The organism is Nocardia sp. NPDC049935 (genome assembly GCF_055586645.1).
Genome location: NZ_JBVJHV010000011.1, coordinates 16,490 through 35,423 on the forward strand (window position 1 = coordinate 16,490; position 18,934 = coordinate 35,423).

Annotated in this window: 26 protein-coding genes; 1 reads left to right on the forward strand and 25 read right to left on the reverse strand. The window is 67.9% G+C overall.

Translation table 11 applies throughout. The annotated features are described in order from the left end of the window. Positions 1–3 precede the first annotated feature (3 nt). From ACZ6SF_RS31015 to ACZ6SF_RS31105, 19 genes are all read right to left on the reverse strand, one after another. A complete protein-coding gene (locus ACZ6SF_RS31015; RefSeq protein ID WP_466066996.1) occupies positions 4–966 on the reverse strand; it encodes a hypothetical protein in 963 nt (320 codons plus the stop codon). A gap of 126 nt (positions 967–1,092) precedes the next feature. Then, the gene (locus ACZ6SF_RS31020; RefSeq protein WP_466066998.1) at positions 1,093–4,437 is read right to left on the reverse strand and encodes a phage tail tape measure protein; all 3,345 of its coding nucleotides are present in this window, start codon (positions 4,435–4,437) and stop codon (positions 1,093–1,095) included. Between the two features lie 6 nt (positions 4,438–4,443). Beyond that, the gene (locus ACZ6SF_RS31025) at positions 4,444–4,878 is read right to left on the reverse strand and encodes a hypothetical protein (protein WP_466067000.1); all 435 of its coding nucleotides are present in this window, start codon (positions 4,876–4,878) and stop codon (positions 4,444–4,446) included. A gap of 56 nt (positions 4,879–4,934) precedes the next feature. After that, positions 4,935–5,312, reverse strand: a complete 378-nt coding sequence (locus tag ACZ6SF_RS31030; protein WP_466067001.1) for a hypothetical protein — start codon at positions 5,310–5,312, stop codon at positions 4,935–4,937. Positions 5,313–5,319: 7 nt separating this feature from the next. Beyond that, complete coding sequence (locus ACZ6SF_RS31035) at positions 5,320–5,625, reverse strand: hypothetical protein (protein ID WP_466067003.1); 306 nt, start codon at positions 5,623–5,625, stop codon at positions 5,320–5,322. Positions 5,626–5,710: 85 nt separating this feature from the next. Next, positions 5,711–6,508 carry a hypothetical protein gene (locus ACZ6SF_RS31040; protein WP_466067005.1) on the reverse strand — a complete coding sequence of 266 codons (798 nt, stop codon included), beginning with the start codon at positions 6,506–6,508 and terminating at the stop codon, positions 5,711–5,713. 112 nt (positions 6,509–6,620) lie between these two features. Continuing rightward, a complete protein-coding gene (locus ACZ6SF_RS31045) occupies positions 6,621–7,025 on the reverse strand; it encodes a hypothetical protein (RefSeq protein ID WP_466067007.1) in 405 nt (134 codons plus the stop codon). Further along, complete coding sequence (locus ACZ6SF_RS31050; RefSeq protein WP_466067009.1) at positions 7,022–7,225, reverse strand: hypothetical protein; 204 nt, start codon at positions 7,223–7,225, stop codon at positions 7,022–7,024. Before ACZ6SF_RS31050 ends, ACZ6SF_RS31045 begins: the two co-directional genes overlap by 4 nt. Positions 7,226–7,276: 51 nt before the next feature. Then, positions 7,277–7,582 carry a hypothetical protein gene (locus ACZ6SF_RS31055; RefSeq protein ID WP_466067011.1) on the reverse strand — a complete coding sequence of 102 codons (306 nt, stop codon included), beginning with the start codon at positions 7,580–7,582 and terminating at the stop codon, positions 7,277–7,279. After that, positions 7,579–7,980 (reverse strand): hypothetical protein, encoded by a 402-nt coding sequence (locus ACZ6SF_RS31060; RefSeq protein WP_466067013.1) that lies wholly within the window; start codon positions 7,978–7,980, stop codon positions 7,579–7,581. The genes ACZ6SF_RS31055 and ACZ6SF_RS31060 overlap by 4 nt, the downstream gene beginning before the upstream one ends. 2 nt (positions 7,981–7,982) lie before the next feature. Next, positions 7,983–8,456, reverse strand: coding sequence for a hypothetical protein (locus ACZ6SF_RS31065; protein ID WP_466067014.1), 474 nt, complete (start codon positions 8,454–8,456; stop codon positions 7,983–7,985). Then, on the reverse strand, positions 8,453–9,301 hold the full coding sequence (locus tag ACZ6SF_RS31070) for a phage major capsid protein (RefSeq protein ID WP_466067016.1): 849 nt from the start codon (positions 9,299–9,301) through the stop codon (positions 8,453–8,455). Before ACZ6SF_RS31070 ends, ACZ6SF_RS31065 begins: the two co-directional genes overlap by 4 nt. Before the next feature lie 94 nt (positions 9,302–9,395). After that, entirely contained in the window at positions 9,396–9,761 is a 366-nt protein-coding gene (locus tag ACZ6SF_RS31075) for a capsid cement protein (RefSeq protein ID WP_466067018.1), read from the reverse strand. A 3-nt stretch (positions 9,762–9,764) separates the two neighbouring features. Further along, a complete protein-coding gene (locus ACZ6SF_RS31080) occupies positions 9,765–11,174 on the reverse strand; it encodes a head maturation protease, ClpP-related (RefSeq protein ID WP_466067020.1) in 1,410 nt (469 codons plus the stop codon). Continuing rightward, the gene (locus ACZ6SF_RS31085; protein ID WP_466067021.1) at positions 11,168–12,505 is read right to left on the reverse strand and encodes a phage portal protein family protein; all 1,338 of its coding nucleotides are present in this window, start codon (positions 12,503–12,505) and stop codon (positions 11,168–11,170) included. The genes ACZ6SF_RS31080 and ACZ6SF_RS31085 overlap by 7 nt, the downstream gene beginning before the upstream one ends. Positions 12,506–12,520: 15 nt before the next feature. After that, complete coding sequence (locus ACZ6SF_RS31090) at positions 12,521–14,068, reverse strand: hypothetical protein (protein WP_466067023.1); 1,548 nt, start codon at positions 14,066–14,068, stop codon at positions 12,521–12,523. Next, on the reverse strand, positions 14,046–14,378 hold the full coding sequence (locus tag ACZ6SF_RS31095) for a hypothetical protein (protein WP_466067025.1): 333 nt from the start codon (positions 14,376–14,378) through the stop codon (positions 14,046–14,048). The genes ACZ6SF_RS31090 and ACZ6SF_RS31095 overlap by 23 nt, the downstream gene beginning before the upstream one ends. Positions 14,379–14,954: 576 nt before the next feature. After that, complete coding sequence (locus ACZ6SF_RS31100) at positions 14,955–15,347, reverse strand: hypothetical protein (protein ID WP_466067026.1); 393 nt, start codon at positions 15,345–15,347, stop codon at positions 14,955–14,957. 463 nt (positions 15,348–15,810) lie between these two features. After that, positions 15,811–15,984, reverse strand: coding sequence for a hypothetical protein (locus ACZ6SF_RS31105; protein ID WP_466067028.1), 174 nt, complete (start codon positions 15,982–15,984; stop codon positions 15,811–15,813). A gap of 126 nt (positions 15,985–16,110) precedes the next feature. Here ACZ6SF_RS31105 and ACZ6SF_RS31110 point away from each other — a divergent pair, with 126 nt between their 5' ends. Continuing rightward, positions 16,111–16,455, forward strand: coding sequence for a hypothetical protein (locus ACZ6SF_RS31110; RefSeq protein WP_466067030.1), 345 nt, complete (start codon positions 16,111–16,113; stop codon positions 16,453–16,455). 50 nt (positions 16,456–16,505) lie between these two features. Here the strand turns inward: ACZ6SF_RS31110 and ACZ6SF_RS31115 are convergent, their stop codons facing one another. The 6 genes from ACZ6SF_RS31115 to ACZ6SF_RS31140 all read right to left on the reverse strand — a co-directional run bounded on the left by ACZ6SF_RS31115 (position 16,506) and on the right by ACZ6SF_RS31140 (position 18,930). Further along, positions 16,506–16,796, reverse strand: a complete 291-nt coding sequence (locus tag ACZ6SF_RS31115; RefSeq protein WP_466067031.1) for a hypothetical protein — start codon at positions 16,794–16,796, stop codon at positions 16,506–16,508. Continuing rightward, positions 16,793–17,029 (reverse strand): hypothetical protein, encoded by a 237-nt coding sequence (locus ACZ6SF_RS31120; protein ID WP_466067033.1) that lies wholly within the window; start codon positions 17,027–17,029, stop codon positions 16,793–16,795. The genes ACZ6SF_RS31115 and ACZ6SF_RS31120 overlap by 4 nt, the downstream gene beginning before the upstream one ends. Continuing rightward, complete coding sequence (locus tag ACZ6SF_RS31125) at positions 17,026–17,481, reverse strand: DUF6221 family protein (protein WP_466067035.1); 456 nt, start codon at positions 17,479–17,481, stop codon at positions 17,026–17,028. Before ACZ6SF_RS31125 ends, ACZ6SF_RS31120 begins: the two co-directional genes overlap by 4 nt. Then, positions 17,478–17,669 (reverse strand): hypothetical protein, encoded by a 192-nt coding sequence (locus ACZ6SF_RS31130; RefSeq protein ID WP_466067037.1) that lies wholly within the window; start codon positions 17,667–17,669, stop codon positions 17,478–17,480. Before ACZ6SF_RS31130 ends, ACZ6SF_RS31125 begins: the two co-directional genes overlap by 4 nt. A gap of 65 nt (positions 17,670–17,734) precedes the next feature. Continuing rightward, positions 17,735–18,412, reverse strand: a complete 678-nt coding sequence (locus ACZ6SF_RS31135) for a hypothetical protein (RefSeq protein WP_466067039.1) — start codon at positions 18,410–18,412, stop codon at positions 17,735–17,737. After that, positions 18,409–18,930 carry a hypothetical protein gene (locus tag ACZ6SF_RS31140; RefSeq protein ID WP_466067041.1) on the reverse strand — a complete coding sequence of 174 codons (522 nt, stop codon included), beginning with the start codon at positions 18,928–18,930 and terminating at the stop codon, positions 18,409–18,411. The genes ACZ6SF_RS31135 and ACZ6SF_RS31140 overlap by 4 nt, the downstream gene beginning before the upstream one ends. Between the last annotated feature and the right edge of the window lie 4 nt (positions 18,931–18,934).

Here is an 18,934-nt window from a genome sequence, read left to right on the forward strand (position 1 = left end):
ATGTCAGAGCCTCTCGAGTCCCCACGGGCGCGACCAGAAACGCGGCTGTTTGCAGAGAATCCCGAACGTCTCGCTCGTCACGTCGTAGGCCGAGACCGGCAACGCCGTCCAGGGCGTATAAGGCGGGATTTGATACAGCAAGCGGTTACCGTCCAGCAGCGCCGACAGGTTCGTGTCGAGCACATCGACGAGCGGCAGCTTGAGCCGTTCGACGTAGGCGCGGGCACCGTGCCCGTTGGTCTCGTCGATCGGCGGCAGGATGAGCGTCCGATCGCTGTCGTCCTTGCCGGTACGGAAATCGACACCCGGGACGCGCGCACCTTTGGGGCCGCGCCAGGAGAAATCCGGCAGTACGGCTACGCCGTCGCCGGAGATGATCCACTCCTGATTCATCGGCCGGTCGGTGGGATTGCAGACCCAGACCTCACCCGAGCCGGACGATTCGCCGTTGAGCTGCCACCCTGCCGGGTGCTCGTCGTCGCCGGTCCAGGTGCCGGCGTTGTACATCGGCTGCCCGGCCGCCAGCGTCACCGGCAGTAGCGAATGCCCGTAGTCCCACGGGTCGGTGTCGAGCGCCATGAGCGGGGACTCGAGTAACAGCACATCGAGCCACCGCACCGACCGCGGCGTCGTCAGTTTGAACTGTGCGAACTGTGCGTCGGGGTCCCACGGGTCGAGCTCGTAATCGAACGCCATCCTGAGCCGAGAGTCGTTCTCGGCCCACTCCTCGGGATCGTCGCCGGACGCGCCGAGTCCGAGCTGAATCTCGCGGTACGGACGGTCGATCTTGCCCGGCTTGCCGCCGACCTCGAAAGCACCGCGCTTCATGCCGACCTTCACCGGCGCGTCATAGATGCCGAGCGGGCTCGTTCCGAGTACGACCCCCTCGTCGCCGGCGCCCTCACCGGACAGGCAGAAATACGAGCCGTCGCACCCGTAGAGCTCGGCCTTGACGTACACACCCACGCGGCTAGTCCTCCGCTCCGCGGTACATGCCGCCGCTGTCTGTGCCGAGCTGCACGCCCTCGCCGCCGCCGGTGATCACCCACCGCGACCCGTCACACCCGACGAGCTCGACCGCGATATCGCCGCTCACCCGAACCGGCTTCCGGGCGCCATGGCCTTACGTGCGTCCTCGCGGCGGATCACTGCGACCGCCTCGTACACGTCCGCGACGACGATCTGAATGTTCGAAATCTGCTTTTCGATTCCGGCGATCGCGCCGCCGAACGGCGTCGCGTCGAGCTGCCCCTTGAAGAACGCGGCGCCGGCATCGGCGAAACCGGTCCGCGCCTTGTCGAGCGCGGTATTGACCGCGGCTTCCTGGTCGAACTGGCCATCGACGGAGCCGCCCGGGGTGAACGATGCCGCCGCGCCGGTCGACGGGGTGCTCGGCGAGCTCGGCGCAGACCCGCCGCCCGCCCCGAAGTTGTCGGGCCAGTTGTCCACCCACACCGGTACCGCGGTCCCGGCCGGCCGAGTGCCCGAGGCGCCGCCGGCGGACCCGTCCGAGGCGCTTCCGCCGGCACCCGAGGCCGCCCCGCCGAGCCCGCCGGCCCCGGCGCCGGTGCCCGAACCGAGCCCGCCATCGGTGCCGAGCGCGCCGCCCGGGTCGCCGCCGAACGGCCAATGCCATTGGTTCGCGAAGTCGGCCGCGCCGAGCGCGCCTGCGCCCACCTCTACGCCGTCGCTCGAATTCGATTCGACGTTGAGGTCGCCGACAGTGCTCGCCATGTGCCCGGATGCGCCGCTGAGACCGTTGGTACCGATGCTGAGGTCATTCGGACCGCCGAGGCCGGGGCGCCAGCCCATCGACCCGAAATCGGCGTCGGTGGTGAAATACCGCTGATTCGGATTCTTGCCGGTCGCCACCGCCCACAGCGCGCCCGCGATCGCCGAGCAGTCCCACGAGCCCGGGCCGGTATCACCCATGCCATAGGGCTTGCCGACTTCGCCGCGGGCCCAGTTCTGCACGTCGACCAGGCCGCCCCCGGCGAGGCCGGGCAGCATCGCGCGGAGCATTTCCAGCGGTGGCACTCCGCCGGCGTTCAGCCACGCGACGAGCTCGGCGCCGCCGCGCGCCATCGCCGCGGCATTGACGACGCCCTCGTCGGTGGATACCAGCGCGGTCGGGATGCCGCGGGCATCGACGCCGAGAATCGAATCGCTGGTCGGTGTGCCCGGGCCCCACAGCTGGCCCGACTTCGTGCGCCCCGCCACACCGCCGCCCGCGAGGGTGGGCAGGTCCGGGGTATCGAGTTGGAAGCTCACCCGCTGGTTGATCACGGGAATGTTGAAATCGAACCCGAGAGAGAACGAATTCCACTTGCCGATAAGCCAATTGAGCGCCGACTTGAAGGCATCGGGGATGGCATCGAACAGACCGGCGGCCGCCGTCCGGATCTTGCCCGGCATGCCGGTTATCCAGCTGATCAGGTCGCCGAGACCGGACACCACCCGGTCTTTCATCTCGATTGCCGCATCAGCCAGACTGGAGGCGATCTCGCCTGCCTTCTTGAAATTGCCGGTCCACCAGTCGAAAAACGGCTTGAGTACGTTGTCCCACACCCAGAGTGCGCCGACTTTGATCGCGTTCCAGCAGGCATCGACGATATTGCGGAAGGTCTCAGAATTCTTGTACGCGAGTACCACACCGGCGATCAGTGCGCCGATGGCGACGACCAGTAGGCCGATGGGATTCGCGGACAGGGCGGCATTGAGTAGCCACTGGACGCCCGACCAGGCCATCGTCGCGCCTCGGATTACGCCGGTCGCGATGGTGTACGCGCCGAGTGCCAAGGTATTGCCCGCGAGTGCGGCGCTACCGGCACCCGTCGCCGCCGCCGATATGCCCTGCGCAACGGCGTAGCCCATCGCCGCGGCCCGGGCCGCGACGTACCCGCCGACCAGGACGCCGAGCGCGATACCGAGCCCGACCGCGACGCCGCGGTTTTGCTCGAACCACGATGCGGTATCGGTGAGCGCGGAGACGAGACCGCCCTGTATCTCGCGCTTGACCCGTTCGAGCGCGCCCGCCGTGTTGTCGTTGACGGTGTTGCCCATCGCCTCGGCGCTGCCCGCGAATCCGGCCATGGAGTTCGAGCCGCCCGCGAGGGCCGAGAGGAACTGGGGAATCTGGTCGACGGCCAGATCCTCGACCGGTGTACCGAACAGTGCGATTGCCAGATTGGCGCGCTCGGCCGGGCCCTCGACACCCATCAGGCCGGCCGCTACCTGCTGTAGGGCGTCCTGTGCACCCTGCCCGCCGGCCGCGACCTTATCGGACATCGCTTGCGCATCGAGCCCGATTGCCTCATAGGCTGCCTGCGACGATTCCGACATATCGGACCCAAGTAGGGTGAATTCCTTGAGCGCGTCGCCGGTCTTGTCCAGTGCCCATGCGCCTTGCCCTGCGGCATCGACCAGCAGCGTAAAGGCTTCCTGCCCGTCGAATCCGAGGCCGCGGAAGTGGGTCCCGTATTCATTGAGAATCGCCGGAAGCTCGTCGCGCATCGCTGCGGGCACGCGCTGAAAGCTCGCGGTCATGAGGTCGAATGCCTCGGTGCTGTCCTTCGCGAGCCCGTTGTTCACGAGCTGGGAGGCCACCTGCACGGCCTCGGGCACTTCGGTGCCGAACACCTTCGCGAAGTTCAGCGCGTCCGAGGTCACGGCATCGATCGATCGCTCGCCCTCGAATCCCAGTGTTGCAAAGGCGGATTGCACGGCACCGACCGCGCCGGTTACGTCGGAGAACGATTCGCCGAGGCCTTTGTTGTAGAGCTCGCCCGCGATCTGCCCGTATTCGGCGGCGAGCGGGGCGCTCGCGCCGAGCTGCGCGGCGAGCACATCGACGGACGCCTCGCGCCCGATCGCCTCGGCCGCGGTGGCCATGGCGCCGCCGACGCCGGCGGTCGCCGCGGCGAGTCCGGCCATGCTCTTGGTTGCGTCACCGGCCCGGCTTGACCAGCCCGAAAGCATGTCGCCGAATCGGCTCTCTGATTCGACCGCCTCATCGGTGGCATTGTCGAGCCGCTCGCGCGCCTGCGCGAGATTGCGGGTCGCCGATTCGGCCGCGCCCGCGGCTCGGGTCTCGCCGCGGCGCGCGGTTTCGAGTGCTTCCTCGGCCCGGGCAATCTGCGCCGCGCTGGCGCGGCCGGAGTCGCGGAGCTCTTGTAATTTCAGCTCGGCGACGCGCACCTTGCCCGCGGCATCGGCAACTTTGTCCTGTGCCGCTGCGAGCTTGGTCGTCGCGGCGTCGACCGCGGCCTGTGCCTGTTCGATGCCGCCCGCGATGGCCTCGCCGGCCTGTTGCCCGGCCGAGCGACCGGCCGCGACCATCGGGCCCGCGAGCTGTCCCTCGAGGCCTGCCTGTGCACCGACCACGGTCGGGATGACTTGGAGGGTGGTGTATCCGAATGCTGCGTCGTTGTCCGCCATCAGACCTCACCCCTTCCGGTTGGTGCTCCCGGCCATGAGCCGCCGATTTCGTGCGGCAAACCGCGCGTTGACCTGCCGTTCGGCACGCTTGCGCGCCGCGGTGGCCTTCTTCTGTTTCTCGGTCTTCGGCCGGGCGTAGTGCGGCTTTCCGGTCCACACCTGCCACAGGTCCGCGATGAGGTAGTCGGTCTGCGTCCACCGCGGCCGACCGTCGTTGGTGGCGATCACGAGCGACGAGTCGGCCGGTACATCGGCCTCGATCCGGACCCAGATTTCGCGGAGCGTGAGCAGTCGACCGCCGTGCTCGTCGCGGCGCCAGCGGTCGGAGTAGCGGATCCCGTAGATACGGGCGAGGTCGCGCTCGATGGCGTTCGGGTAGCGCGCCACCATCGCGAGCACGGACACCAGGCCATCGGGCAGCCCGCCGAGCAGGATCACCAACTCGACGAGCGCGCCCGGCTTGGCGCCATCGATACCGAGGCGCGCGACCTCGGCCGTTAGTTTCCCGACTTACCGAATCCGAGCGTCACGCCGATGGTGTCGTACAGCTCGCGCGCTTCGCCCTGTGTGAGCCGCGGGAACTTCTTCCGGAGCTCCATCACCTGTTTGTTCCCGAGAATGCCGATCAGGCCTTGCGAGATGTTGCCCTGAGAAAGCGGCGCCGAGACGGTGAAAAAGTCCCAATCGTCCGGGTCGGCGAGTACCGAGAACGTCAGGCCTCCCCATTCGACGGTGGCGTACTTGCCGCCCTCTCCCTCGCGCTGCGCGGCCGGCGGCAAATGATCCTGCGGTTCTTTCACCCCGGCGGGCTTGTGCGGTGTGCTGCGCGCGGGCGCCTTCTTGGCGGTGGCGCTGGTGCTTCGAGTGGTGGCCATGGCGTGGTTACTCCTGTTCCTTCAATTCGAGGCCTTTGGTCTTGAGCAGATGAGCCGCGGCGGCGCCGAGTGCGCGGGCCGCGGCTTCGCCGCATACGCCCGCCTCGGCGAGCTCGTTGTCGAACCGGCCGAGGATTTCCGCGGTCGGGCCGGTCATCGGGTCGGCTTCGTCGGCCCGAATCTGGTCGGCCTCGACGATCGCCGCCGCGATGCGAGCGCGTTCGCGCTGCGGGTAGTTGCCGTTCTCGTCGGCCAGGTCGGCGGCCTTCGCGGCTTCGCGGATCTCCGATTCGGTGGGTACTCGGTGGGACATGGCGCGGTTCCCCTTCCGGCGCGGTTGCGTTGCGGAAGCGACGGGGGCCGGCGAACCACGCCAGAACTCCGGCCCCGCGCCGCGACTAGGGAGCGATTACCTCGGCGACGGTGACCCCGGCGTCCTCGCCGACAAGGGCCGAATCGTTCGCGATGAGCAACTCGTTCGCCTGCCCGGCGTACTCGCCGATCAGGCTCACGGTGTAGTTGCCCGGTGTACCGGCGACCTCGACGTTTCCGGCGCCGAGGATGGCCGCGAGCGCATCCTCGACCGCGGCGACCGCGGCGTCGTGGTCGAGATTCGCGGTCGGGGTGCCGCCCGGCATGGCGAGAGTGAACGTGCCGTCGGTGGCATTGGCGACCGTGACGAGCTGTACCTCGTTGATCGGGGTGTACTGCCGCGTGTACAGCAGACCCGAACCGGTCGCGAAGATATCGGCGGTGATCTCGTGCCCGGTCGGGTCGGACTCGTTCCGATCGAGATTCGGGATCCAGCATTCGGCCGGCCGCTCGGGGAACAGCCGTTCGAGCACGCCCATATCGTTGATGAACTCGAACGCGAGCGCGAACCGGCCCGGCCGCGGAACCATGATCTGCGTCTGACTCGATCCGGGGTGCGCGATCCGCCGAGTCGTGTTGTTCGACTCGAGGCAGGTGAACACCCGGTTTTCCTTGTAGTTCTTGTATCCCTTGCGGTACAAGCCAATTCCCCACCCGAAATGCTCGGTCACGTCCCACTCGCGAGCATTGGTGATACCGCTGTCGCCGTTGAGAATTCCGGCGTTGTCCCAGGTGGTATCGAACTCCGCCGTGATGGACGACGGGCGGGTCGGGGTGAGCGTCTTACCGACGAACACCGCGGCGTCGGCGAAGATTTGCACCATGTCGGGATTGCGAGTCAGAGACACGGATCGTCCCCTTTCGTGAGGATTGAGCGGTTACTCGGGGCGCGTGGTTCTCCCACCCGAAAGGGGCAGGTAGGAATGGGGGCCGCGCTCAGCCCGGCAGGGTGCGGGCTTGCGCGGTCACGGTGAAAGAGACCGTGAGGCCGTGGTTACTGGGGTCGATGCCCTCGACGAACAGCGTCGGATTCGTGATCGTCGATATGCCCGGGATGCGATGGGACATCAGCACGCCGAACGCGCGTTCGGCGATCTCGCGCCCGCGGTCGCGGCCGGAAGCCCACACCGTGACGCGCAGCGTCGGCCGCGTGGTGACCGGCCACCGGTGCGGACCGGCGTCGTCGAACACGACGAGGTGCGGGGGCTTCGTCTTCGTCCAGTCCGCCGGCACCACGAGCCCGAACGTCGGCGCCGGTGAGGCCACCAGCGGCGGCAGGACACCGGCAAGGTAGTTCTTCGCGACCTTCGCCGGGTCCGCGGGGCGCCGGTACGGCTTCACGGCTTCGAGCGCACCTCGAGGCCGAGCGCACCCACCGCGCGGGTAACCGCACCATCGACCGTTTGCCGATGCGCCGGCACCGTGACACCGGCCGCCGATCGGTCGGTCGTGTACTCGTCGACCTCGGCGTCGTCGCCGATCTTCTCGGCGATCGCGTAGGCGAGCGCGTTGGTCGGCTCGCGGAACTTCTCGCGCAGCATCCGGCCGATATTCGCCCGGTGTAGGTGCACCTTCGGACGGCTCGCCATGGGTTACCCCTCTCCTCGCGTGCAGCGTGCAACCGTGCCGGTGCGCCGGCCGCGGCGCGGTCGCCACTGGTCGACCTGCACTAGGTAGCGCTCACCTCGAACGGTGAGCTCGTCGGCGCCGGTCAGATCAACCGCCGGCGCGAAGTAGACCGAGCACGCGACCTGCTGACCGTTCCGGCCGCGGTCGAGATTCTCGGCGGTCGCGCCCGGTTCGACGCCGAGCGCCTCGAGCGGCTCATCGGTCCAGGGAATCTCGTTGCCGTCGCCGTCGTATCCGCCACCGCGGTGGCGGATCACGGTCTCGCTCACGGCAGCACCGGGCACGACGGGGGATACCGGTACCCGGGCGGATCGCCGAAATCGCCGCGGGGCTCAGGCTGAGACGAGATACCGAGCATGCGCTCGTGTGCCTCGGTGAACATGAGTGTTCCGGCCGGCGTCGCCAGCGTCCCGCCCTGCGACCATGGGCCCATGGTGTCGGTGTAGGACGTGTGGTTATGGAAATCCGCCGAGACGGACATCGCCGAGCGAACGACTTCGATCACGACACGTTTCGCGATCGGGTCATCTTCGGCGAGGTCCGGCCGGCGGTCCGGGTCGCGTATCCAGGCGACCGCGGCATCGATCAATAGCTGAGCGTCGGCCTGTTCGCCATCGTCCAACGTGCGCCAGCCCCGTTGAACTTCGGTGACTTCGACCAGCGCCACAACTACACCGTTCGCGCGATGAGCTCGGCCTTGCTCAAGGCCTCGGCCTCGGCCGGGTCCATCCCGCGTGCAACCGCATAGGCGACCCATGCGTCTTTCAGCGCTGCCTGTTTCGGCCGCTCGACCTCCTCGGCGTCGGCCTGGTGCTCGCCGAGCTCGTCGTCGCCCGGGTCGTCGCCGAGCGAGTCGGCATCCGCGCCGGCCTTGCCGGTCTCGACGGTGACCTCACCACTACCGCCGCCCGCGGGCAGCGGAGCGAACGAACTACCGCCACCCCCGCCGCCGCCGATGATGACCGGCGCCGGGTCGGGCAGCGGCGGATCCTCGTCCGCGGTTTCGACGAGCATCCCGGACCGGACCAGACGAGCGCGGTCCGCTTCCGAGATATCGGTCACCGTGGCGCCGTGGTAGTAGTAGCGCACTTTCCCGGCGTGATCGGCGGCGACCACCAGGGCGGCGGCGACAGTCAGGCTCACGACGCAACTCCGGTGATTTCCCATGCCGCATCGGGCTCGATGACCACGGGCACGGTCACGCGCCGCGACCGCACTTTCCACTGATCGTTGTCGTCGTCGCGGATGCTCTTCACCTCGACGCCCGGGATACTTCCGCCGGCCGACGAGTAGCCCGGACCGGCGAGTTTCTCGTCGGCCATGCCGCCGAGCTGTGCCGAGTCGACCACCCATGCCGAGCCGGCGGTCGGCAGGTTCGGCGTCGGCAGGAACCGCAATCCGGCGATCGTCGGGAAGTTGCCCGTGTAGATCGGCGCCATGCCGTCCTCACGCGACAACAGCGCCGCGATTTTCTCGTCGGACATCACGTGCGCCCAGGTCACATCGTCAACGACGATGATGTCGGGCTCGTAGCCCTCGTTCAGCGCGCGCATTTCCGCGACGACCACGAGCACGTCACGGAGAATCTTCGCGGTGTCCGCGTCCCATTCCGCCGAGGCCGGCGAGCTCTGGGTAACGCGGGAAGCGATCGCGGCCAGGGCAACCGAGTCGATGGTCTTCACCATCTGATTGACCATCTTCGCCATACCGCGATTTACCGGGTCCATCTTGCGCCGGGCGATCGCCTCGTCGGTGATCTTGGCGTCGCGGCCCCACTTGGCGGTGCGCGCCAACTGCGCGGTTCCCTCACTGATGGAGGTGAGCGGGTACTCGGCGCCGGGCGCGACCGGCTCGGGCGGCCGGTCCGAGTACAGCGATTCGCTTTCCTCGTAGGCGATCGAGCCGCCTTCGGCGTCGAATCGACCGGTCAGCAGAACATCGGCGATGAACCGCTGTTCGGCCAGCGTGCGCAACCGGCGCGCGATCAACTGCGGATCCTTGAGGAACCGCGAAATGGTGATGTTGTCGCCCGAGATGGAGGGTGCCGCGGGCGGGTAGGTGTACGGCATCTGTGCTGTCCTTTCAGCGGGCGAGCTTCACACGGACCTTGCCGCCGGACGCCGCCGCGAGGGCGGTTCCGACGACCATTCCGTAATTGGTTTCCGAGCCGATCGTCGCGACCGCACCGGCGGCGGCCGGGATGACGAGAGCGCCGGCGGCGATGGCGCCGGATGCGGCGAGCTCGCGCACGCCGCCCGAAAGCACCGTGACCGCCTCGCCGTTCGCGGCGTCGAACGCGGCGACGCCTGCCCATGCCGCGGATGCGGCCGAGCTCGGGGCGACCGTGTTGTTTCCGGACACGATGACCAGTTGCCCGCCGGTGATGGTCGCCGAGGCAGTGAGGGTGATCGCGTCGCCGGGCTCGTAGATTGCGGTGTGTTCGGCCATAGGTCAGGCCTCCTTTCCGAACAGCGACGTGTAAACGGTGTCGCCGTCGTCGTCGTGGATGGTTCCGGCGTGGCCGATCTCGGCGCCGACTGGAAATACCGGGGCCAGCGAAGCCAGTACCGCGGCCTCGGCCGGAACCTTTTCGATTCGGTCGAGCCACTTCGCGCGGTCCGCGGGGGCGATGCGGCCGGTGTGAATCGCCCTGTCGACCGCGGCGACTCGCGCGTCGCGCTCCTGTTCGGCGCGCGCCTGGTCGCCGCGCGCGGCCTGCCCGCGAAGCACGTCGAGCGCGGCCGAGTCGATCGCGACCACACCGGCGGGAAGCCGCGCGCCGTTCGCCGGCGCATTCGATGCCGGGGCCGGCTCGGCCGGGGCCGGGGCCGGCTCGGGCTCGGATTTCTGCCCCCACACCTCGAGCGCCTCGTTCGCAGTGGCGATGGCCTCCTCGAACGAATCGACGATCGGCTGAGCCAGCGCGGCCACATCCGGAGACACACCCTCGCTGGTTGCCGCGGTCGCGGTGCTCAGCAGTTCGGGCCCGGACGCGACGAGCACGCGCAGAAACGCGATGTCGTTGTCGTTGAACGGGAGCTGTACCGGAGTGATCGCGTCCTTCGGCCGCGCGGCCAGTGCGGCGTCCAGCGCCGCGGCGATGGCGGTCTCGTCGGCATCCTCGGCGACGCCGAGGCGCTTCGCGATGGCAACAGGCAGTGTCATGCGCGTTCCCTTCTTTTCGGCCTCGGCCTCGGTGGCTGAGGGGGTATGGGGTGCCGGCGCGGCGCGGCGCCCGGCGTATTGGAATCGCGACAGGTCGAATCGCGCGACCGGCGCGAGCTCGGTGCTCGGCGCGAGCTCGGTTCGATCGGCGAGGCCGGCGGCGACCGCCTCGCTCGCCGAGAACCAGGTTTCGGCGCGCATGACCGCGCGCCAGTCCTCCGCGGTGCCCCCGGCGCGCCCGGCGTAGATGCTGGCGATGTTGTCCGAGATTCGATCGAGGTTCTCGGCGTGCTTGCGCATCGTCTCTGCGTTTCCGCCGGCATACACGCTCGCGTCGTGGATCATCATCTCGGCGTTGCGGCAGACGACCACCTCATCGCCGGCCATCGCGATAAAGCTCGCGGCCGACGCCGCCAGCCCATCAACGACGGTGACGATCCGGGCCCGGTGCCCGCGCAGCGAGTTCAGGATCGCGAGACCCTCGTACACATCGCCGCCGGGGGAGTTGATCCGGACCGTGATCGTCGCGGCGTCGATCATCGCCAGGTCGCGCGCGAAGTCATTCGCCGAGACGCCCCACCACGGATCTATCTCGTCGTAGATCAGTACCTCGGCCCCGGCGTCGGCGCTATTGCGGATTCGGTACCACGGGCCCGGATCCTTCCTGCGGGCCCGTTCGGTGTAGTTCTTCACCACAGCGTCAGCGCTCCATTCGTTTCGATGCGGGCAGCACGCATCCGCCGGCGCGCGACCGGCGCGAGTGCGGGAGCAGGCTCGGCGGGCTCGTCGTCCTCGTCGTCCGGTTTCGCGGGTAGCCCGTAGTCCTGCCGCGTGGCTTGTTCGAGCTCCTCGCCCGGGGTGAGAATCCCGGCGTCGACCAGGATCTTGACCGCAGCGGCGGTGGCGGCCTGTTTGCTTCCGATCTCGTCGAACACGAGCCGCGGCGCCGGTTCGTCTACACCCCAGTTCGCATCGACCAAATCCTCGATGATGTGCGCCTGTGCGGTGTCGCAGACCAGTTGCGCGACCGATTGCAGACTCATCGTGAAGAAGTCGCGGAAGGTATCGCCGAGTGCGTAGCTCGCGGTCTTGTCGCCGAGGTTCAAGAAGTGCGCGAGCACGCTCTTGCCGATCTGCGAATCGTGGTAGTCGATCGCTGGCTGAGCGTCGGGCAAATTCCCCTCGACGCCCGCGAGCCGGAGCTTGGCACCGTACGGGGTCGATGCGCCCGAGGCCGAGCCGGATTTGTAGCTCTGCGCGATCTTCTTGCCGGCCTCGAGCTGCCGCTGATCGTCCTGCGGTCCGCCCTCGTAGACCGGCACCCCCATCCCATTACGTTCGATGGTCTGTGCCTGCACCCGTAGCAACCGGTCCTTGATAATCCAGTTCTTGTAGGCCGGGCGCAGCAGACTGTTGCCCGTCCAGTCGCCGCCCTCCCGCTCGACGACGTAGGCGACCAGCCGCTCGACCGGAATCCGGGTCGCGTGCGCGGTCTCGCCGAATCCGTATTGTTCGACGCTGATCAGGCCGCCGTCGCGGTCGACCTGTATATCGGAGATGGTTTCGGACAACCGCGGGCCCAGCTTGCGCAGGTGGTAGAGCCCGGCCTCGTCGATCCGATAGACCTGTTCGAAAAACTGGTGACCGTAGCGCAGGCACAGCAGCGCGGATGCCAGATGTTCCGACCACGAGAACCGGCCGCGGCGCCGCCGCGGTATCTCCGGCCGGCCCTTGATCGGCAGGCCGAGGTCAGTCGCGATGTGCTCGACCACCTCGGGCCGGGCGCCGGCCGGATCGATCCGCCACGGTGTACGCCGAATCGGCAGCTTGACCGCGCGCATTACCGAGATGATCTGCGCATCCTGCCGTTCCATCCGGCGGAACACGCGCACGCTCAGCGGCCAGCGGAGCTCGGGTGTTTCCTCGGCGGATTGCCAGAACGTGATGTCGCCGCTGTAGCCGTATCCGTCTGTGCCGTAGCCGATTTCGGCGGTCGGCATTGTCGGGGACTTGCTCGACTTCGCCACGCTCTCACCTCCCGTCTAGAAGCCCATGACCATGAGCTCGTCCTCGACGAGCTCGGTCTCGTCCGCCTGTGTCGGCATCTGCGGTGGGATGCGATCGAGCCCGAACGTCAGCAGTCCCCACCGCGCGAGGGTGATCACCTGCACGCGGGTGATCTCGCTCTTTGCGTAGTTCCACCCGATCCGGCCGCCGGTCATCTCCCGTGTCTGCGCCTCGCCGAGCGCCTCGACGATCCGGTCGTCGCCACCGTGGGACAGGCGACCGGCAAGCGCGTCATCGACGAACCCGACCGTTGCGTCGGCCGCGTCGGCCGCGGTGGTGATCTCCGGCTCGATACCGAACGTGATCAGTTTCTGTACGAGCGACTTCGCCGGGCTCGACGAGTTGATGACCACCGCGCACGGGTCCCACCGGTCCACCAGGTCGACGATTCGCTCGACGACATCTGTCGGTGATCCGTGATAACCGAGCTCGACCCGGATGCGCTCGGCCTCGGTCCACGTCGCGGCGCCGAGCGCGCACACTCGCAGATCGGGGGTCATGTCCACCGCGAGCGCGATCGGCCCGCGCACCTTCACGCGAAGTTCGGTCATGGTTCCCCAGACATCGACCGGCACCGCCGGCGGTAGATCCTCGGAGTCGGCCGGCCAGTCGCCGCGGCCGAGGTACTCGGTGTCGAACACCTTGCGACCGGCCGGGGTCGAGAACTTCCGAAACTCCGCCTCGAGCTTCTTGTCGGTCGCAATGACGCCGTAGCTCGGATTCGCCGCGGCCCACGTTTTCGGCGATGCCCGGTCACCACCGGCCGCCATCCACTCGGCGAAGAACAGGCCGGGCTCGGTGCGGGCTTGGCCGCGGCGGCGCACCGCGGCGAGTACGTGCCCGTTCGGGTGTTGGTCCACGTTGACCGCGCTCGACGTGTAAATCGTCTGCGGGTCGCTCGCGTTCATCTTGGTTGGCGACAGGGCCGACATGTCGGCCTCGGTCAAGTCGTACGCCTCGTCGTAAATCTCGAGGTCGATGGTTTCCAGGCCGCGGCCGAGGTTCGCCGAGCGCGTCGTGAAAACCGCCTCGGCGCCCGAGGCGAGCTCGATGGTTCCGCGCCCTTGTGAGCACGTGTGCCCGACGACGCGCTTGCGCATCCATGGCGTCGTCTTCACGATGTGCCATGCGCGTTTCCACAGCGCCTTAGCGGTCATCCACTGGTGCGCCGAAAAGATGATGTTCTCGCCGAGCTTGAACAGGCCATAGAGCACGCGCAGCACCAGGACCAGCGACTTACCATTCTGGCGCGGGACGATCAGGCAGCACTCGGGGTGCGTCCACGTCCCGTCCGGATTCCGGCTCATGATCCGATCGAGCGCCCAGCCTTGCCAGGGCATGACCCGGATGTGGGAGGCCGAGAGCTTGCCGAGCTTCGCGGCGCGTTGGCCGAGGTCCGGGTCGCCCGGTGTGAACAGCACGGCCGCCGGCGACTGCCGCCCGGTGAGCTTCGGCCACTCGGCGGCGATGATCGCGGCGAACTCGCCGTCGATATCGGCGTCAGATATCAGCGAGCGGGTCATCGTCGTCGCCACCGCCGGACTCGCCGCGACGCTTGGCGACCTCGGCGAGCATCTGGCGCCACGCCGTAGCGAGCTGCCGGGCCTCGACGGCAGCCGCGTCGATGCGGATTTCGAGAATGTCGTCGCTGTTCCGCGACGAAACGAGCCTCATCCACACGTCTTCATCGCCCGAAATCACGCGATTTAGCAGGTCAAGGCGGTCTTTCATGCGTGAACACTCGGTAATCAGGGCCCGGATTTCGACCGAATCCGTTGCGCTACAGAGTGATTCGTAGAGCTCGGTGCCACCTTTTTCGAGGTCAGGGGCCACGAAATCACCCCCTACCCGCCGATTTTTCGGCCTGTGTGAAAAAAAATCCTGACTACCGCCGTCGAGTCAGGGCCCCGGGGGGTCGAATATTATGGCCCTGACCTGCGGTTTTGCCGAAATAGTGCCCTGACCTGCGGTTATGCGCCCCAGGGGAGGACGTTGCCCGCGTGGCCGCCGGTGCTCCGGAGCAGCGCCGGCCGAAGGTGGTCGCGGTCACCGGCGCCGCGCTCCTTGTTGCACTTGGCATGTAGCAACCGGTCGGCGACGGTGCCGCCGCGAGCCCGGGCCTGAGAGTGATCGGCGTCGAGTGCCTGGGCGCGGTACATCGGGTCGCCGCACCACCAACACCGCGTGCCCTCGCGGTGCCGAGCAAGTAGGCGCTCGCGCTCCTGCTGGTGGCGCCAGCCGAGCCCGCGCTGTGTGGTGGTACGCCGCTGTGTCAGCGCGCCCGCCCTTGTCCGGGCCCGGGCGGCGGTGGTGGCGGGGGGTGCTGGTCGGCCGTGCTCGCCGGGCGCCCGCACCGCTCGCAGATGTAGCGCGGGCACGGGTAACGGCGCGTCATCCATCGCGGCAGCCTCATTGCTGCCACCGCGGCTTAGGCAACGGGTACTTGAGGTCGCCCCGCTGGGACGGGTCGAACGGATCGTCGGGCAGCGTCCACGACGAACCGACTACCGACCATCGCGGATCGCCGATGGCCTGAGCCGCGACCGGGCGCCGGTGCCGAATCTCGGCGAGCTCGGTCTCTTTGTAGCGGCCGAGCTCGGGCTCGCACCAGCAGTCCGGCGTCATATCGTGCGGACGCTCGTCGCTCCACATCTCGGGGAGGCGGTGAACGGTTCTGTCGTCGAACTGGTCGACCTGCGTCCGCCTGGTGTAGTTCGGATACAGCAGATCGGGCAGCGGGGCCAGGCGCTCGCGCAGCGCGCCGACGACACCAGCCAGCCAGCGGCGGAATGGTTCGGACATCGGAGCTCCATCGGGATTGTCGGGGTGGAACTTCGCAGCGCGCAGCGGGCCCACTCGGCCCGATGCCGAGCTTGCGGGGCGCGGGAGGCTCGCCCGTTGGGGTGCTTGCCGGAAGGTTGGGGCCGGTTTGACGCGCTGCGAAGTCCAGGGGCGGGCCGGGCCCGCGGCGGTTCAGATCAGAGCAGTGATGATCAGAACCACGGCATCGGCCGCGAGGCCGGCGAGGGCCGGCCACGGGAGCGCGGCGGCAGCGGCAGACAGGCTAGAGAACATGGGCGGTGCTCCTCGGCGTGGTGGCCCGAATCCGGGCAAGAAGAAAGCCGCTGCCGGTCGCATGCTGAGGGGTGCGTCGCTGGCAGCGGCTTGGAATGCGGAGGCTCACCCGCATTGTGGGTGGATTCCTGCCGCACCATAAGAGTGCTGGCAGGGACAACCGGTGTCAAGCAGGCTCACGTATCGCGCGTCACAGCCCGTTCTCGCGAGCCATGAGGCGGAAGTACTCGCGTGACTTCCCGGTCCGTCGTGCGAGCTCGGCCTGTATGCCGCGCTTGCCGGTGCGCATCATCTCGAGCACCACCTCATTGACGCGCGCCTCGGCGCGTTCGAGCTCCGCGAGTGCCTGGTCGAGTTCGTCCATGCCCCAAATATAGGCCAAATTAGTTGGCCAATCAACTTGCGCTATGCCAACTGAATTGGCATAATAGGAGATGTCAGCGAGAGCCGACAAACACATTGAAAAGTACACAGAGAGAAAGGAACTCGGATGACCGAGAACCGCGTCAAGCGCCTCTATGAGGCGTATCGGGAGCTTCGGAAGATGCTCCTTACCGCGCTTCCGCTTCCGATCGAGATTCCCGACGTTCGGGGCGGGTACTTCAAGCCCGGCCGATCGCTCGAGATGGTGGTACGAGCCCGGGAGGTTCTCCGGGACATGCCCGCCGATGACGATCGGAGGTACAAGGTTGATCAGCTCATGCTCGATTGGCTGAATGCCCTGGTCATGGTCCGAATGGCCAACGTCCAATCCTGGTACGGGGACATCGCGGATGAAGCTCTCACCCGGTTTTGGGCCACGGTGGAAGTGATTCGGTTCGAGGAACAGCAGTAACGAGAAAGCCCCGGCGGCAGCTACCCGCCGGGGCTTTCCCGCGTCTCATCCTACTTGCGCGGATCGTGCACGAGCCGGAAGTCGTGCAGCGGTCCGGCCTGTGAACCGGCCGCGGTGAACTCGCGGTCGAGCACTTCGCCGGGCGGTATATCGCAGTCGCGGCCGATCTCGGCGGCCGAGAGAATGAGCGCGTTCTCGTAGGTGTGCCAGGGGGTTACGCTGTGCGCCTGGTCCTCAACGGTCATGAAGACGTACACCGGAACGCGCCCGTCCGGCAGCACCGCGTAATCGTGGCCGATGAGTGGCGCGTCCCAATCCACGCCGTCGAATTCGTCGCTCATACCTGGTCCGCTCCTCGGGTGTCGGTGATGGTTACCTCGGCGCCCCACCCGTCCAGCTTTATCGAGTCGCCCCGGGTCAGCGGCACCTCGACGTAGATACCGATGCCCGGCTCGTGCTTTTCGGCGGCGGTGGCGGCCACTATCGCGCCTTCGTAGTAGGTGCCGGAGTTCGTAATTTGGTCGCCGGGCTGTAGTTCGCCTACGGCAACCGTGCGGGTCGGTGCTTCGCTCATGGTGCCCACTCCTGCTGATAGTCGGGGTGGTCGTCCCAGATAGCCGCGAGCTCGCGCACCTCGACGCACGGCCAATTCAGCGGGCCCACTCCGTTGCCACGGTGCCCGCAACCTGCGCATACCGGGCCCGGCGTGCGGCCGAACAGGTGCACGCCCGGCAGCGTCGGCAGCGGCGAGTGTCGGGCGAGCACCTTGCGATCGTGGTCGATGCGCCGGAGCTCGCGCGCCGGATCGTGGCGAGCAATGTGCTCGGTCTGCGCGTCCGCCTCGAGGCCGAGGCGCCCGAGGCGCCCACCGGGCGGTACGACTTGGTGCTCGCCGAACACGTACATGCCTTGGTGCTCGATTTTCCGGACGCGCCACGATGGACCCTCGTCGTCCACGAGTGCCGCCGCGTGCGCCGTCGACTCGTCTTCGGCGATCCGCGCGGCGATGAATTCCGCGATGGTCACACCATCCCCCATTCATGCCCGCATCGGCAGATACGGACGACTTCGTATTCGGATTCATCGGCCGGGCGCGGCGGATGCTCGATCACCCGGACCACACCGGCGCCGAACGCGCGCACCGCGAGCCGGTCGACCGTGCGGCCCCACTCCTCGAGCTCGGCGTCGGTCGGGGCCGGCCGAGGTGGTCGCATCTTATGGCACTCGAACCGCCCGCACCTTGGGCACGGCAGCCACGCCGTGAACCGCTGCGCCGTTCTCATACCGTCGACCCGCCGCGCGGCCGGGTGCTGCGTTTCATGTGCGCTACCAGCACATCGCCGAGCCGGTAGAACTTCGTGTCGCCGTCGCGGGCGGCGACGGTGAGACCGTGCTTCTCGAGGTAGCGCACCCGGTCACGGGTGAGCCCGCGGCCGGGCTCGCCGAGCTTCCCGGCGATTTTCTCGACTTGGTACGCGGTCACAATGCTGTTGTTCGCGGCCCGTAGTGCCGCCCGGTCGATGTGTACGTGATCGTCGGGTGGCAGGTCGATCAGGGCGTCGCACTCGATGACCGCGGCCTCGATATCGAGCAAGGCGGTTTCCGCGCCTTCGGTCATCGCGAGCGCGATCACGTTCCGGTCGAGCCAGCGCGCCGCGGTGAGCACATCGCTCGCGCCGGGTGGGTCCATGGCGCGCTGTTCGCAGACGAGCCGGACCCACCCGGATAGCTCGCTGTGCAGCTCGGCGCCCGCGATCCATGCGCCCTCGTGCAGCGGCGGCCGGGAGCGGGGGTGCGCCCGGCCGCCCGGGCCGAGGCCGGCCTTGTGGGTGTGCGCCTGCCGGGTGATCACGATGGCGAGCTCATCGACTACGGCCGGGATCCGGCGTAGCAGTTTCACCAGTTGCCGACACTCGGGCCGGGACAGAAACAGGTGGTCGGAGTCGGCACCGGTCATAGGGTGTTCCCGAGTAAGGCCGCCTGCCACGGAGTGATCACTCCCGGAATCGACATAGTGAGCCAGTCGCGCAGCGGCCGAGGCTCGGGCGGCCGAGGCGCGCACACCGGACCGGTAGCGGCCGGGAGCACGGGCATACGTACAGCCGGATCGTCGAGCGCGCTGGTCAGCATCGGCCCGAGGTATGCCGACAGGGGCATCATTCGCCGGTCGTAGATCGGCCGCAGCGCTCGCGTGTCGACACTGCGCGGGTACGGGCGGCCGGTCCACAGGCAGACCCGGCGTAGCGATACCCGCCGGGTCCGCCGCCGTATGAACATGGCGATTGCCACGTCGACCGCATGGCGAGCCCACGCGGCGGCCAGCGCCTCGAGCTCGAGGTCGCGCGCGGCGGCCTCGCGTCTGCGTCCCTCCTCGAGCTGGTGGCGTACGAGCTCGTGGATTTCGTCCGGCTCGTCGAGCGCCTCGAGCTCGGCTATCGCATCTATCACGTCCTGTTCCGGATTCCGGGTCTCCATGGGT